This window comes from Paenibacillus phocaeensis (assembly GCF_900021165.1).
GTDB lineage: Bacteria > Bacillota > Bacilli > Paenibacillales > Paenibacillaceae > Fontibacillus > Fontibacillus phocaensis.
This window is the reverse complement of record NZ_FCOQ01000024.1, coordinates 103,342-119,194: the sequence shown is the minus strand read 5'-3', so window position 1 is coordinate 119,194 and position 15,853 is coordinate 103,342. Positions and strand designations below refer to the sequence as shown.

The 15,853-nt window shown below is 44.6% G+C and carries 12 protein-coding genes; 11 read left to right on the top strand and 1 reads right to left on the bottom strand.

The window, feature by feature from the left end; genetic code table 11:
• Positions 1–16: 16 nt before the first annotated feature.
• Positions 17–1,237, bottom strand: coding sequence for a chromate efflux transporter (gene chrA, locus BN3795_RS17040; RefSeq protein WP_068785939.1), 1,221 nt, complete (start codon positions 1,235–1,237; stop codon positions 17–19).
• 215 nt (positions 1,238–1,452) lie between these two features.
• Between chrA and BN3795_RS17035 the strand changes: the two genes are divergently transcribed.
• The 11 genes from BN3795_RS17035 (at position 1,453) to BN3795_RS16985 (ending at position 15,715) form a co-directional block, all read left to right on the top strand.
• On the top strand, positions 1,453–2,481 hold the full coding sequence (locus tag BN3795_RS17035; protein WP_068785889.1) for a TIR domain-containing protein: 1,029 nt from the start codon (positions 1,453–1,455) through the stop codon (positions 2,479–2,481).
• The gene (locus tag BN3795_RS17030; RefSeq protein ID WP_068785888.1) at positions 2,478–2,717 is read left to right on the top strand and encodes a hypothetical protein; all 240 of its coding nucleotides are present in this window, start codon (positions 2,478–2,480) and stop codon (positions 2,715–2,717) included. The genes BN3795_RS17035 and BN3795_RS17030 overlap by 4 nt, the downstream gene beginning before the upstream one ends.
• 790 nt (positions 2,718–3,507) lie before the next feature.
• On the top strand, positions 3,508–4,878 hold the full coding sequence (locus BN3795_RS17025) for a radical SAM protein (RefSeq protein WP_068785887.1): 1,371 nt from the start codon (positions 3,508–3,510) through the stop codon (positions 4,876–4,878).
• Positions 4,868–5,137, top strand: a complete 270-nt coding sequence (locus BN3795_RS17020) for an acyl carrier protein (protein WP_068785886.1) — start codon at positions 4,868–4,870, stop codon at positions 5,135–5,137. The genes BN3795_RS17025 and BN3795_RS17020 overlap by 11 nt, the downstream gene beginning before the upstream one ends.
• Positions 5,138–5,349: 212 nt before the next feature.
• Complete coding sequence (locus tag BN3795_RS17015) at positions 5,350–7,209, top strand: S8 family serine peptidase (protein ID WP_068785885.1); 1,860 nt, start codon at positions 5,350–5,352, stop codon at positions 7,207–7,209.
• A complete protein-coding gene (locus BN3795_RS17010) occupies positions 7,184–9,109 on the top strand; it encodes an ABC transporter ATP-binding protein (protein WP_456319975.1) in 1,926 nt (641 codons plus the stop codon). Before BN3795_RS17015 ends, BN3795_RS17010 begins: the two co-directional genes overlap by 26 nt.
• A complete protein-coding gene (locus BN3795_RS17005; protein ID WP_068785883.1) occupies positions 9,106–10,935 on the top strand; it encodes an ABC transporter ATP-binding protein in 1,830 nt (609 codons plus the stop codon). Before BN3795_RS17010 ends, BN3795_RS17005 begins: the two co-directional genes overlap by 4 nt.
• The gene (locus tag BN3795_RS17000) at positions 10,932–11,951 is read left to right on the top strand and encodes a hypothetical protein (protein ID WP_068785882.1); all 1,020 of its coding nucleotides are present in this window, start codon (positions 10,932–10,934) and stop codon (positions 11,949–11,951) included. The genes BN3795_RS17005 and BN3795_RS17000 overlap by 4 nt, the downstream gene beginning before the upstream one ends.
• A 4-nt stretch (positions 11,952–11,955) precedes the next feature.
• Positions 11,956–12,867: a Gfo/Idh/MocA family protein gene (locus tag BN3795_RS16995; protein WP_068785881.1), complete on the top strand. Its 912-nt coding sequence runs from the start codon at positions 11,956–11,958 to the stop codon at positions 12,865–12,867.
• Positions 12,868–12,968: 101 nt separating this feature from the next.
• Entirely contained in the window at positions 12,969–13,898 is a 930-nt protein-coding gene (locus tag BN3795_RS16990; protein ID WP_068785880.1) for a hypothetical protein, read from the top strand.
• A gap of 110 nt (positions 13,899–14,008) precedes the next feature.
• Entirely contained in the window at positions 14,009–15,715 is a 1,707-nt protein-coding gene (locus BN3795_RS16985) for a glycoside hydrolase family 13 protein (RefSeq protein WP_068785879.1), read from the top strand.
• Positions 15,716–15,853: the final 138 nt, after the last annotated feature.

Here is a 15,853-nt window from a genome sequence, read left to right as displayed (position 1 = left end):
GGTTAACCTATCCGCTTTATCCGAGCCAACCGAGCAGTGCCCCGCCTGCCGCTCCGGCAACAACGACAACCCACGGCGGCAGCTTCCAGAACATCAGCATGGCGAATAACAGCAAAGCGACGATGAAGTCGCCGGTTTCCTGTACAGAGGAAACCCAGATCGGATCGTATAAGGCCGCGAGCAAGATGCCCACAACCGCGGCATTTACGCCTTGTAGAGCGCATCCTACCTTGGGGATGCCGCGCAGCCGATGCCAGAAAGGCAGGACCCCAACAACCAGCAGGAACGCCGGAAGAAAAATCGCGATCGTAGCCAGTATGGCGCCGGTGCCGCCATGGATGGACGCCCCCAGATAGGAGCTAAACGTAAACAATGGACCTGGAACAGCCTGTGCCGCGCCATACCCGGACAGGAAGTCCGCTTCGCCAATCCAGCCCCGGGGGACGACTTCGCTTTGCAGCAGCGGCAGCACGACATGACCGCCGCCAAAGACGAGCGAGCCCGCGCGGTAGAAGACATCGAACAGCTGCAGCCCGAGGTGCGGCCACCACCGGCTGACTAATGGCAGCAGCCCAAGCAAACCAACGAAGGCGGCCAGGCTTGCGGCAGCCCAGGAGCGGCGGAGGCGGATCCCGCCGCTTTGCGGCTCCTCGCCGGGGCGTGCCGGCAAAGCGCCGGGAGTTGGGCTGCTGCGGAACAGCCATAGGCCGACCAGCGCGGACGCCGCGATGATCAGCACCTGCGTCAGGCCGCGTGGCCAGAGCAAGGTGGCGGCAGCGGCAAAGGCGGCGATCGTGGCTCGGCTGCGTCCGGCGGCGAGCTTCACGCCCATGCTCCACACCGCCTGAGCGACGATGGCGACCGCCGTCAGCTTCAGGCCGTGGAGCCATCCGCTGTCGGCAAGCGCTGTTCCTTGCATCAGCAAGGCGAACAGCACAAGCGCCACCGCGGAGGGCAGCGTAAACCCGGCCCAAGCTGCCAAAGCGCCGGCTATCCCGCCGCGGTACAGGCCGATGCCCATGCCAACCTGGCTGCTGGCCGGCCCCGGCAGGAATTGGCATAACGCGACCAGTTCGGCATATTTTTGCTCCCCGATCCATTTCCGTTTGTTCACATACTCCTCATGAAAATAGCCAAGGTGGGCGATCGGCCCGCCGAAGGAGGTTAGTCCCAGCTTGGTGGAGACAGCGAAGACCTCGAAAATGCGGCGGAGCCGCCCGGAGTTCGGTTGATCCATAGCTGTAGGGGTTATTTTATCGGACTGCAAGCTGGAAGACTCCTTTCTATGTATCGACATGCGCCAACCGGCGTTATTCCTCAGCATATCATTTTATTGTAAACGTAGTGTAAGGCTGCCCAAAGTGCTCACGTCTCGGCGGATGTTAAATAGAGTGACTTAAACGGATTCATGGTGGTATAATTAGGAAAAGTTGAATCGTTTTTCAAGGAGCTGTGGATGTGATAAAGCCGAATGTCTTTATTGGATCTTCACGGGAAGCACTTCATATCGCGAACGGGATCCATGCTCAAATTAACCGATTCGCTCAAGTTACCCCATGGTATGCCGGTGCGTTTGGCGGCAATGAGTACACAATGGAATCTCTTGAAGAACAACTCCTTCGGAATGATTTTGGAGTTTTCATTTTTGCCCCGGATGACGTCGCCCTCTATCGAGGGAAATTTGTTTTTATGACCCGGGATAATACGCTTTTTGAAATGGGGTTATTTTGGGGGAGATTAGGGCGAAGGCGAGTGTTCGCGATCATCCCGCAGGAGGTAAGAGAGAGTGAAGCTCTTATCCCGGGGGAGAACATCTCGGAATATCATCTTTTGTCCGATCTTCAAGGTTTAACCTTGCTGAATTATGAAGTGCGAACGGACGGGAACGATGAGGCGGCTGTAGCCGTAGCCTGCCAGCAGCTGATTAAAGCCATTCAGGCCGAAGGACAATACCAGGACCCGCGCGATGAGATCGCGAAGATGGAATTGGAGCTGGAGCGCAAACGCCGGATTCTGCATCTCTTCTGGACTTATAACAAGAATTTGTCTATCACGAACGAGCAAGAGCGCTACAATTCGTTGAGCGAAGCGATTCGTACGTCGATCCTTCCCCCTCCGGATTATCTCGTGACCGGCGCCGCAATCTGGAGAACCCAGGGGGATGACGGAATTGGCCAAGTCGGCGGAAACGTCGGAAAGGGCAGATTCTTCACCTTTCAGGAAAACCAAGTGCGCGTGGAATCGGGGCAGCAACCGATCTATGTGTTGGATGCGTATTTAACTTCAAAATGGGCTTTCTTTAATCGACTTGAAGTTGAACAGGTCTACATCCTGTGCTATCCTTTAGGAAAAGAACATGTTCTTTCGGTTCATTTTTCCGGCAGACATCATTTGACCGATGAACAACTAGGCCTTATCGTATCGAATAATAATGAACTTTTGCGAACCATCCATTATATCCTGGGAGGGGATTCTTTATGAAGCGGGATCATCTGAAACTCAATCAGGGAGCCGCCCCGGTTTCCAAAGCTTCTAGGCGTCTGTCCCCGTCGCTGATGAAGGAGGCCAAGCGCACGCGGGAACAGGTTAAGCGAGATGGACTTGCAAGCCGTGCCAAAGGCATTCTCTATACCGGTCCTTCCGTCGAAGGCGGAGACAAGGAGTACGTGAAGGTACTCACTGGAGATGTGGATCTCAGAAAACCTTCCTTCGTTTAATAAGTGAGTTGTAACAAGCCCCCATGCTCTTCATGGGGGCTTTTCGTATGTACGCCCAGCATGGGCGTTATCTATAGGGCGAAAGTCCCGAGCGGGGACTGGCGAGCGCCTACTGATAGCCAAGGGCAAGGGGGTTCATCGCGAGGTGGAATCTGAAGGAGGCCGGAGGCAAAAGCATGGGCCAAGGTACACGAACTGGATTTGACGCAGGATGAACCGGATGAGCTGCCATAGCACAGTGAAATCCAAAGCCGTCAAGGAGCACTCCTGTAAGCTCCAGTGATCGCGGGAGGAAAGATGAGGTTCTTATCTGGGGAGGCCTGCGGGAGAAAAAAATGCGAAGTTTCTTCGTAACCGCAACCGAGAGGCTGCGCTGAACCCGCAGGAGTCAGCAGAGGCCATAGTGCGCAGGTACGGGACGTCGGAAAGCAGAAGGGCCGAACCGAAAGTTCGTGAAGAGCAAAGACAGCCGAATATCCCAAAAGGGAGCTGCCAACACAGAGAAGCGGTTTATGTTTGGGAGCAGCGCTTTATCTACTAGCTCTTACACTTACATTAAATAAATATTGTGAATTTTTTGTGGAAGACAGATTTCAACAACATCTGACATACATATATGATATATATAATATATAATAATAAATGACATAATAAAAATGGATTAATAAGTTATTATTAATATGATATATATTGATATTATATATTAAGCAGCATAGTAATTTATCAAAGGGGAGGCAGGATCGCGGAGATTTGTGATTGTTTTCACATATTAAGAAAGAAGGCGATAAATGTGATAGACAAGCAATTAAAACCGTCAAAATATAATTTTTTTGCTGAGGATTTTAATGGTGACTTAATTATAACCAACTTACTATTCAACACTTTTGCAAAGGTAAGTAAAGATAAAAAAAATCTCGTTTTGTCAATACTCAAAGGTAATCTTGAATCTTCACATTATCAACAATCTATTATTGATAATATGAATAAATTCAATTTCCTAATTGATTGCGACCTAGATGAAGGAGCTTTATTGGACTTGCAATACTATAACATTGTTTATTCGGATGAAAGGTTAGAAATTACTATTATACCTACCGATGCATGTGATTTTAATTGTATTTACTGTTATCAAGATAATGAATGCAGGAATTATATGACTGAAGATGTTCAGGAAAGGTTGATTAAATACTTAAAAAAAAATATAAAAAAACATCAGCAGCTAGTTATTAGTTGGTTTGGAGGCGAACCTCTTTTAGCCAAAAAAACTGTTTTGAGAATTATGGAAGAAATAAAAGATATCTGCACTAGAGCCTCAGTACCTTTTGTTAGTAGAATGTCCACAAATGGATTTAATCTTGATTTTGAAACGTTTCAAAAATTAACCTCGCTACATGTTCTACATTATCAAATTACTATTGATGGAGTCCCGGAAATTCACAATAAACAAAGGCCACATAAAAGTGGAAAAAATTCGTTTGATACAATCGTTGATAATTTAAAAAAGATAAGGGATGATTATAAATCAAAAAATATATCGATTGGTTTGCGTATCAACACCACTCCTCAAATTGTTGAAAGAATGAATGATTTTCTTGATTTTCTTCAACAAGAATTTGGTGATGACAAAAGGTTCTCTATAATTTGGGAATGGGTTCGAGATTGGGGAGGAGAAAAAATTCTCTATCAAAATCATGCAATTGTTAAGAGCCCTAGCTTGCTTACTGCTTGGATGGATGAGTCTACAAAAAGGGGATTATCATCGATTGATTTATATTTATTTAAAAACGGTTTAGGTTTATGTGAGGCATGTAAAAAGAATGGATATATTATTAATTATGACGGAACTGTTTGCAAATGTACTCTGGCTATAAATGATGCAAATTATCGTAACACTAATACTGTCGGGATTTTAGATCCCTTTGGGAAAATGAATATCGATAACAAGAAACTTTCAAAGTGGCTGATCCGAGAGCCGAAAGAGAAATGTTTAGAGTGCGTAGTTCTCCCTTACTGTATGTCGGCTTCTTGTCCTTATGGAAATAAAATTTTGCAAAGTGAAAACTGCCCGCCCATTGAAGAGTTACTCCCCTATTTATTACGTAATTACAGTAGTCAAGGAAAAATACCTACGTTAGAAGGTGATAATATATATGGTTCCTAAAATTGAAGATATCATTATCAAGATTTTATCGGATAATGGAATAAATATTTTTGAAAGTGAGATGGATGAAAAACTGATAATAGATTCAATACAGTTTGTTTCCATTGTTGTAAGTCTTGAAGAAAGTTTTAATATTACAATACCTGGTGAGTATTTAAGCTTTGAGAGGCTACAAACCGTGGCCGATTTTGAAGAAGTAATTCGAACGTTAGTGAAAGGAGGTGAGAAGTATGAAGAGGAAATTGATCAAACCTATTAAAGATGTTTCATCGGTTGTACTTTACATTGAGCAAGGGATTTTTTTATGCTGTGTTTGAATTGGAGGTATTGGTATGAAGAAGCACCTAGCTAAACCACAAAAAAAAGTATCAAACGTATCATTGTTTATTGAAAACGGAATATTGAATTGTTGCCGATAGCTAACGGAACAGGGGTGACCAATAGTCGCCCCTTTTAAAGGAGATGGCTCAATTGAATAGTGAGTTGAATTGGATCACCAATGATGGAGAGAGAATAAAAATTCTCCTGATAGATAGTGGAGTGAACTATGACCATCCCTTGTTTAAAGAGACCCTCATCGATGGGATATCAATGAATTTTCAGGAAGATGGAGGTATCTGTATCAGCAATGACTGTATGGATGAGATCGGTCATGGAACTGCAATATATTATATTTTAAAGAAAAATGCACCTAAATCGGAAGTGTTTGTAGTTAAACTTTTTAATAATCAGGTTACAACATTGGCTTCTAATTTAGTTGCAGCCTTACGGTATATTTATGATAACATCCCTTGTAATATTATTCACTTGAGTAGTGGGGTCGTACTATGCAGTGAACTCCAGGAACTTAGAGATATATGCGATAAATTTATGGAAAGAGGGGTTATTATTGTTTCTGCATTCGATAATAATGGTGCAATATCATATCCGGCGGCTTTTCCGAGTGTAATTGGGGTAGACACCAGTATATCGTGCAAGAAAATAACAGACTACGAGTATATTGAAAGTGAAACACTAAACATAAGAGCTGTAGGAGTTGTTCAAAGGTTGCCTTGGCTAGAGCCAATATATCTGGAAGTTAACGGGGCGAGTTTTGCGGCGCCCTACATAACATGCATGATTTCTAAAATTATGCAAAATGGAATTAATAAAATTGAGGATATATTAAGTGAACTTAAAAAGAACGCTTCAAAAATCCATTCCAAAGTTGATTTTATAGATAGGATTTCCTGTTTTAGCTTTCAAAAAGCTGCAATTTTTCCTCTGAATAAAGAGGTCCATTGTATACTCCGGTTTAAGGACCTACTGGGGTTTGAAATAACTGCCGTGTATGATGAAAAATACTTAGGTAACATCGGGAAAAAAGTCAGCTTTTTTACGAATTCTTTGAATGATGCAACGGATGTCTATATTGAAGATATCAATTTAATCAATTGGAACAAATTTGATACTTTTATATTGGGACATACAAGAGAACTAGCGGATGCTCTGGGAAAAGATATCAAGCTAGAGGTTTTAAACCAGTGCTATATGAACAAAAAAAATGTTTACTCTTTTGACGATCTGTCTAATTACCAAGAAATTATTGGAAAATTTCATAAAGATGGACTTCAGCTATTCTTCCCATACTTTAAAAAAGAAAATTTACCGAGTAATCTCTTTAATAAATTAAGAAAATTTTCAATTCCAGTTATCGGAGTTTTCGGTACAAGTTCAAAACAAGGGAAATTCACATTACAATTACTTTTACGTAAATACTTTTTAGAAAGAAAGTATGTGGTTGGGCAGTTTGGAACAGAACCTTCGTCTCCTCTTTTTGGAATGGATGAAGTTTATCCGATTGGTTATGACTCTACCGTAGATGTAAAAAGCTGGGAGTCTGTTGCTGCTATCAACTATCTAATGGGAAAAATCGAAAATAAAAAGCCGGATATTATAATTATAGGTTCCCAATCTCAAACAATTCCTTCATTCGGAGGTAATCTTGGATTTTATCCTCTCCCCCAGCATGAGCTCATTCTGGGCTCTGAACCGGATGTATTTATCCTATGCGTTAATACTTTCGATGATTTAGATTACATAAAAAGAACCATTAATTATCTGGAAAGTATATTGCCTTCAAAAGTAATTGCAATAGTCTTATCACATTTAAAGCGAAAAATTTATTGGAATACTCTGGGGTCTGACATTGCAGTTGTCGATAAGGCTGAGCTTGAAAAAACTAGAGAATATCTTAAGAACAACTTGAATAGACCTGTGTTTGTATTAAATAGTGCCACTGATATAGAATCTCTTGGGGACCTCTGTGTTGATTTTTTTGCAGTGGATTGAAATCAAGCTTTCTGCAGATGGAGGATTTGTTGTGATCATACAAAACAGGAGATACACAACCCTTGACCTACTAAAAATCCCCTTTCGAACCACCCCTTGGTTCTCAGCAATAGCGGGCGCTCAGATATTGTTGGCTGGATTGGTTCCTACTTTACAAATTGTTGCTTCGGCTTATTTTATCGATACTGCGCTTTCTATTCTCAAAGGCAATTCGCATATAGGATCTGTTTATCCTTCATTGTTTGCGGTTGTCGGTTTGATTGCATATATGTGGATTTCTAAGGCATTAAGCAAGTTTGCTCAAGTGAAAATGGAGATTGTGCTACGGGAAAAATTTCGCGTAAGTCTTGTGGAAAAAAGAGCGAGGCTTGCGTACGAACATATTGAAAATCAGGAGACTTGGGATCTGATTTCACGAATCTCTAAAAATCCGGAAAATCAATTACAAGCGGGTTTTGTAGACCTGTTATCATTCCTATCGAAATTGGTTCAAATTATGGGAGTTCTTTTCTTATTGTTTTCGCATATTTGGTGGGCAACTTTGCTGATATTATCCTTTTCCATTCCTCTTTTTGTGTTGGCGGTGAAAATTGGCCGGGCTAATTACCAAGCAGACCGAGAAGTATCAAAATATAACAGGAAGTATGAATATCTGTCTGAAGTTCTTACTGGCCGTGAGACAGTTGACGAAAGATCGCTTTTTGGATTCAGCGGAAAAGTCAATGAAACTTGGCAGCGATTTTATGATACCGCACGGATTATAGAGTTTAAGACCGAGTTAAAATGGTTTATTAAAATGAAACTTGGCAGCTTAATCACTGCGCTAATTTCTGTCATGGTTGCATTGGTACTGTTGTTTCCGGTTTTGTCTGGAGGCATTACGATCGGGCTGTTCATTTCGCTTGTAAATGCGGTATTCGGGCTGGTTCAAATGATGTCATGGGAGCTTACTTCCAATGTCGATAAGTTGGCACAGCATCGTGAATACCTTAGGGACTTAACTGATTTCTCCGCGCTAGATGAGTTGGCAGGAGCAACAGAAGCGCCCGTATTTCCGCCCCCCGCCTTTCAAACGCTAGAATTTAAAAAAGTTAAATTTAAATATCCAGGATCGCAAGAATATACTTTGGACGGGATGTCTTTTCAACTTACAGCCGGTCGAAGTTATGCTTTTGTAGGAGCGAATGGAGCAGGGAAAACCACAATAATTAAACTTATTACGGGGCTATATCGCAATTTTGAAGGTGAAATCCTCGTTAATGGAAAAAAAATACAAGAGTATCGTCAAAGCGATTTAAAAGCCCTCTGTTCTATAGTTTATCAAGATTATGCTAAATATTACATATCCATGAAAGATAATATTTTCGTTGGAAACATGAATGGTTCGAGAGATGCGGAACTTTCAAAGCGATTGCAAAAGGTGATCGATCAAANCGTTGGAAACATGAATGGTTCGAGAGATGCGGAACTTTCAAAGCGATTGCAAAAGGTGATCGATCAAATGGGTCTCAATAAAGTGGAAAGTTCATTGCCCCGAGGTGGAGATACCCCGCTGGGAAGGATAAAAGAAGGAGGTCAGGATCTGTCGGGAGGAGAATGGCAGCGGCTTGCCATGGCCAGAGGCCTCTTTAATCCGGCACCGCTTCTTATCTTGGACGAACCGACATCTGCATTAGATCCCTTAAGCGAAAGCAAATTATATGAGGAATTTAATCGGATCAGCCAAAATAGAACGACCATTTTTATTAGTCATCGGCTGGGAGCTACCAAACTGGCGGATGAAATATTTGTCATATCCGGCGGTCAGGTTATAGAAAATGGAAACCATCGAGAATTAATGAGTTTACGCGGTGACTATGTCGAGATGTATGAATCCCAAAAAGGGTGGTACCAATCATGATAGCAAGCGATGAAAAGAAAAAAAGACGGGATATGTCGCTGATGCAAATTGTACTAATGCTTTTGCCGATGATTTTTGCCGCAGTCCCCGTTTTATTTATTCTGACTAATTTGGCAGGAGCGCTCCATGGGATCTCCCTTGGTTTAGTAACGTTTGTTACTCAACTATTTTTTGATGCGGTTGCCTCGGCGGTACAATATCAATCTGAACTCGGTCCCGTTCTATGGATGGGGGCTATTCTAGGTGTAGTAATGCTTGGTTCTCAGGTATTGAATGGCGTGCATAATTTTATGAGTAACACCTTTTTCAAAAAAATGGCCGGAAAATTAAGTGTACAAATTAATCGTAAATCATCGCTCATCGATCCTGTTTCGTATGAAAATCCTTCTGTACTGGATGATATAACCAAGGCGAATGAAGGGATGAAAAACAGTTTATATTTGCTCTTTACTCTTATAACCATAATCACCTTCTATCTTCCTTATATTGTTTTTATGGGGATTTATTTATTTTCTTTAAAGCCCATTCTTTCCTTGTCTCTCGTTTTGATCTTTATCCCGGTAGCGTTAACCCAATTGATAAGAGGTTCAGTTTTTGCCAAGCTGGAAGACCAGTCAGCTCCGGTGCGCCGAGAATATGAATATATGGAACGCTGTATCTGTGACAGGGAATATTTTAAAGAAACGCGTCTACTCGGAGCTTATGAATTTTTTAAAGAGATGTATCGAGGTGCATTGACGGTGTTGGGGGAAAAAATATGGAGTGCGGAGCGTAAAGTCGGACTACTGGAACTTGGAATGAAGATGCTTACTTTGACCGGATATTTTGGGATACTCTTCTTATTATTTAATGCATTACTTGCAGGCGATATCAGTGTTGGCGCTTTTGCGGCCGTTTTTTCATCTATTGGCTCCATGTTCCATATTATGGAGGAAGTCATAGCTGGTCATGTAGGAAATTTGACTAGAAATCTGGGTACGGTAAGAAACTTTTTTAAGTTTATGGAACTCCCAGAAAGAGGCGGAGAAGATTTTATAATGAACAAAAACGGCGGACTTATATTAAATCATGTCTCATTCCGTTATCCCGGTGCTAGAAACGAGTCCGTATCCAACGTAAATTTGGAAATCATGCCGGGTGAAACCATTGCTGTTGTTGGTGAAAATGGAGCTGGAAAAACTACGCTGGTAAAATTGTTGATCGGTTTATATCTTCCTACTGAAGGGGATGTGCTGATAGGCAATGTTAGTACGAAGCAGGTTTCGGGAAGATCGATTTATAACGAAGTCTCGGCTGTATTTCAAAAATACCAAAAGTACAAGATGACATTAAACGAAAATGTTCATATTAGTGATATCCAATCGAAGGAGCAAATCGGATATGGTGATGAGATACGCTTGAAAAGTGCACTGGAGAAAGCGAACTTGGAGGAACACAGTTTTCCACAAGGTGGTCAAACTATACTTTCAAGGGAATTCGACGGGATAGATTTATCCGGTGGACAATGGCAACGAGTCGCCATCGCTCGCGGTTTTTATCGCCCTCATGAAATTATTGTCCTAGATGAGCCTACCGCTTCCATCGACCCACTTGAAGAAACGAGGCTTTACCATAAGTTTGCGGATCTCTCCAAGGATAAGACGACTTTTATAATCACTCACCGATTAGGCTCAGCTAAAATAGCCGATCGTATTGTTGTGATGGATCAAGGAAAAATTGTTGAGGTTGGGACTCATCGCGATCTTATGGCTGCAAAAGGAAAATACGCTGAAATGTTCAAGGCGCAAGCAAGATGGTATGACTTTGAGGAGGAGGGGGCGATATGAAAAGAAAAATGGAATTAAAATTAGAAAATCCTCCCGTTAAAACGTATCATCATCTTGCATTCCCCTTTTCAGTATTAGATCAAAATTCAGATATTTGGCTTTATAGTAACTTCATACAATTAAAATGTGAAAATAATATTCCTGCTGAAGATGATATGTACTTTGACTTTTTAAAAAGTAATTTTTTCAATGATTTAGAGTGCCCGTTTTTAGAGTTAGTCTCTATTCATAGAAGCTATGTTGAAATTAATTATAACAATATTCATGATTTTTTCGAGTTTTATATTCAAGAAGGATATTATATTTATTTATTTTTAAACGTATTTTACTTACCGAATGTTAATGATTACCAAAAATCTTTGGGATCCCATGATATATTAATTTTTGGTTTCGATAAAGGCGAACGGCAATACAATTTATCTGGATATGCGAAGAACCATTTATTTTCACAATGGAAAGTCTCATACTCACATATCGAAGATGCATTCTTAAATATGAATGCTTTAGATATCCCGGTAGAGCAGTACAAAATTATTTTATTTAGAAAGAAGTTCCCTTCTGTATATGCTTTTAATTATCCTCAGCTTGCTTCAAATCTAGAGGACTACCTTAATTCATCAACAAGAGAAGATTTACCACCGTATAAAAATCAAAATCATTTGATTTTTGGATTAGAAACTTACGATATATTATTGGCATATATTGAACTACTTGCAAATAAAAAAATAAAATTCGATATAAGGCCTTTTTGTCTGCTGGAAGAGCATAAATCTCTCATGACAAAGCGAGTCAAATTTTTATTTGAGCTGTGTTATTTAAAAAAAAATTTTGAAAAATGGTCCAATCTTATTAGATATAATAGCTTAATAATGCGCAATTTAATGTTAAAATACTCAATCACAAGGAATATTGCAATATTAAAGGAGGTTCGCTCTATACTAATCGAAATGAAAAAGGATGATCAAAACCTTATAACCAATATTTTATTTGAGCTCTATAATTATCCAGGAGGTTAAAATAATGCGCATCGGAATCATCGGACTCGGCGATATCGCACAGAAAGCGTATCTGCCTGTCATAACGGCGAGGGAGGATATCGACCTTGTCTTTAGTACGCGAAATCAAGCAACCCTGTTAAAGCTGGCGGCAAAATATCGCGTCCCGGAAACGGTCGGCAGCGTGGACGAGCTGGTGAAAGCCGGCGTGGATGCGGCATTCGTTCATTCGGCTACAGAGTCGCATCCGGCGATTGTCGAGCAACTGATCGAGAACGGAATCCACGTCTATGTGGATAAGCCGATTGCATACCATTACGAGGAGTCCAAACGTCTGAGCGAGCTGGCGGCACAACAGGGCGTGCTGCTCATGACCGGTTTTAACCGCCGCTTTGCCCCGATGAATGCGGCTCTGAAGGAACAGCCGGACCGCCGGCTGGTGCTGCTGCAGAAAAATCGCACCCCTTCGCCGGACTACGCCCGTCGCTTCGTGTTGGATGATTATATCCATGTGGTGGATACCCTGCGGTTCCTCGCTCCGGGCGAAGTCCAAAACGTCAATGTCTCGACCCGCGTTCAAGAAGGGAAGCTGTACCATGTCACGCTCCAACTGGAAGGAGACGGGTTCACCTGCATCGGGATCATGAACCGCGACTCGGGGGCGAACGACGAGATCCTCGAAGTGATGAGCCCCGGCCAGAAATGGCGGGTGGACGGGCTGAATACGACGGAGCATTATGCCGGCGGCGAAGCCAAACGATGGACGTTCAAAGACTGGGATCCGGTGTTGTATCGGCGGGGGTTCGTACAAATCATCGATCACTTTATCTCATGCGTTAGCGAAGGGAGAGAGCCGGCCATTTCACTGCAGGATTCCCTGGAGACCCACCGACTGTGCGAGGAAATCGTGAAGAGCGCTGAGGCGAACGGCGCGTAGGTCTGGGCCACTTTGAAACATTCCATTTCGAATCACGTAGAACAGGATAGTGAAACCACTTTGGCCGGATAGCAGTTCCGGCGGTGAAGGAGGAACCCCGCTTGTTCGAAGAACTAAACGCGCGAATGGCAGAACTTAAGGAGAAAGGCCGTAATCAGGAGAAATGGCAACGGCGGCTCAAGGAGCTCCAGCAGGAGCTGTCCGGCCTGGAAGAGGAACGGGACCGTTGGCAGAAGAAACTGGCCGTGGAGGAAGAGGACGTCCGCAAGCTGTCGGCGATGTCGCTGTCTAATCTGCTGGCGACCTTGCTTGGCAACAAGGCCGAGAAGCTGGATCGGGAGCAGCGGGAAGTGCTGGAGGCGAAGATGAGGTTTGATGCCGCCGATGCGGCGGTTCGCGACATGGAGCGGCAAGTCACCGACCTCGAGCGGAAGCTGCTGGAGGTCGGCTCTTGGCGGAACGATTATGAGCGTGTTTTTCAAGCCAAGGAACGGCAGATTTTGGAGGAAAATGAGGAGCTGCGCGAGTTGGCTGAACGCGAGGCCGTCCTGACCGTTCAGCTTAAAGAGGTTGACGAAGCCGTACGTGCCGGGCAGTCGGCGCTTCATGATTTGGAGGCGGCCGAAGAGGATTTGCGCTCCGCGAAAAATTGGGGCACGTACGATATGCTGGGCGGTGGGATGTTGTCAACCCATATCAAGCACGGGCGGATTGACGAGGCGATGAGCCATCTTCATGTGGCTCGGCAAAGCCTGCAGCACTTCAGTCGGGAGCTTCGCGACGTTGGAGAGACTTTGCCGTCCAACCTGGAAATCGGCGGATTCCTGAAATTTTCGGATTATTTCTTCGACGGGTTCTTCACCGATTGGTTGGTACAGGGACAGATTAACGACAGCCTGGACCAGGTCCTGGCCCAAAGTTCGGCGGTAAGCGAAGTGCAACGCGAGCTGGAAACCTCCAAACGCCGATTGGAATCGGAGCGGGCGGAAGTACATCGCAAATATGTGCAGGCGGTGGAGCTGTACACCTAACAGGATTCGGCAGCACGTAATCTCGGGAACCTCGGGTTCCCGGGATTTTTTTGTAATACAAATCCGGTCCGGTGCAAATAGCTATAGGAAAATAGGAAAGGGCGGAGGACATGAAGCGGACTTGGTGGAAGGAAAGCGTTGTGTACCAAATCTATCCGATCAGCTTCAAGGATTCCAATGGGGACGGAGTGGGGGACCTGCGCGGCATCCTGTCCAAGCTGGATTATTTGCAGGACCTTGGGGTCGACGTGGTATGGGTGTGTCCCATCTATCAATCGCCCGGGCATGATAACGGTTATGATATTAGTGATTATTACAAGATTGATCCTTCCTTCGGCACGATGGAGGATTTCGACGCGCTGCTGGAGGGACTGCACGCACGGGGAATGAAGCTGATGATGGACCTGGTGCTGAACCACACCTCGGATGAACATCCCTGGTTCCTGGAATCCCGTCAGTCCACGGATAATCCCAAGCGGGATTATTATATCTGGCGGCAGGGGAAGAACGGCGGTCCGCCTAACAATTGGGAGTCGTATTTCAGCGGCTCGGTCTGGGAATTTGACGAACGTACCGGCGAATATTACCTGCACTTGTATTCCAAACATCAACCCGATTTGAACTGGGAAAATCCGGCTGTGATTCGCGAACTGCACGACATGATCCAGTGGTGGCTCCAAAAAGGCGTAGACGGCTTCCGCTTCGACGCCATCGCGCATATCGCCAAGGCGAAAGGGCTGCCGGATGCGCATAATCCGCAGCAGATGCCGACGGTACGGGCATATGAGCTGTTTTCCAATCTGGACGACGTACATACGCTCCTGCAAAATCTGTATGACAACGTGCTCTATTACTACGATATTATGACGGTAGGCGAAACGTCCGGATTAGGCCCCGAGCAGGCGCTGGACTATGTGGGGGACGACCGCCGCGAGCTGAATATGACGTTCCAGTTCGAGCATATGTTCCTGGATGCGGAGTCAGCAGGCAGCGGCAAATGGGAGGTGGTTCCATGGAAGCTGACGGATTTGAAGCAAGTGATCACCCGCTGGCAGACAGTGCTGCACGGTCGGGGCTGGAACGCCAATTATTTGTGCAACCATGACCAGCCGCGCTCGGTTTCGCGATTCGGCAACGACTCCGACGATTTCCGCGTGCCATCGGCCAAAATGCTGGCAACCTTCCTGCATATGCTGGAGGGGACGCCGTATATTTATCAAGGCGAGGAAATCGGGATGACCAATGTGACGTTTGGCTCCATTCGTGATTACCGCGATGTGGAGACCCTCAACTTCTACGAGGAACAAAAGCGAAACGGCGTCCCCGAAGCCGATATCTTGCGGGCGATCCGTCTCAAAAGCCGCGATAACGCCCGAACCCCCATGCAATGGGATGCCGGGCAGCAAGCCGGATTCACCACCGCCCCAACTCCCTGGATTGCGGTGAATCCGAATCACGAGCGGATCCATGTCGCAGGCGCTCTCAGCGACCCGGATTCGATCTATCATTACTACCAAGCGTTGATTCGCTTAAGAAAACAGCATGCGGTGATCGTTTACGGCGAATACAGGCTGCTGCTTCCCGATCATCCGGAGATCTATGCATTTATTCGTTCACTGGAAACCAGCCGCTTGTTGGTGATCTTAAACTTTAGCGGGCTCGAGCCGGTGTTCGAGTGGCCGGTGGAGGAGATGGAGCTGAATGATATTGAGCTGCTGATCTCCAACTACGCACCTGAGGTGCACGAGGACTTGTCTCATTTGCGTCTTCGCCCTTATGAGGCAAGGGTATATTTGAAACGCTATGCAAGGATATGAAATCAGCGTAGTCTGCGGTTTTCTGGCGTGCTACACTGAATTCAGCAAGCGTAAGTTGAAGTGTTGACAAACGGAGGGGTAAGGCATGAAACGGATATTGGACAGACGGGCTTCGGATTTTCGGCGAATGGATCAGGC

Excerpts from the sequence above, each read along its gene's own strand:
- chrA (WP_068785939.1), bottom strand. The coding sequence starts at position 1,237 with ATGGATCAACCGAACTCCGGGCGGCTCCGCCGCATTTTCGAGGTCTTC.
- BN3795_RS17030 (WP_068785888.1), top strand. The coding sequence starts at position 2,478 with ATGAAGCGGGATCATCTGAAACTCAATCAGGGAGCCGCCCCGGTTTCC.
- BN3795_RS17020 (WP_068785886.1), top strand. The coding sequence starts at position 4,868 with ATGGTTCCTAAAATTGAAGATATCATTATCAAGATTTTATCGGATAAT.
- BN3795_RS17005 (WP_068785883.1), top strand. The coding sequence starts at position 9,106 with ATGATAGCAAGCGATGAAAAGAAAAAAAGACGGGATATGTCGCTGATG.
- BN3795_RS17000 (WP_068785882.1), top strand. The coding sequence starts at position 10,932 with ATGAAAAGAAAAATGGAATTAAAATTAGAAAATCCTCCCGTTAAAACG.
- BN3795_RS16995 (WP_068785881.1), top strand. The coding sequence starts at position 11,956 with ATGCGCATCGGAATCATCGGACTCGGCGATATCGCACAGAAAGCGTAT.
- BN3795_RS16985 (WP_068785879.1), top strand. The coding sequence starts at position 14,009 with ATGAAGCGGACTTGGTGGAAGGAAAGCGTTGTGTACCAAATCTATCCG.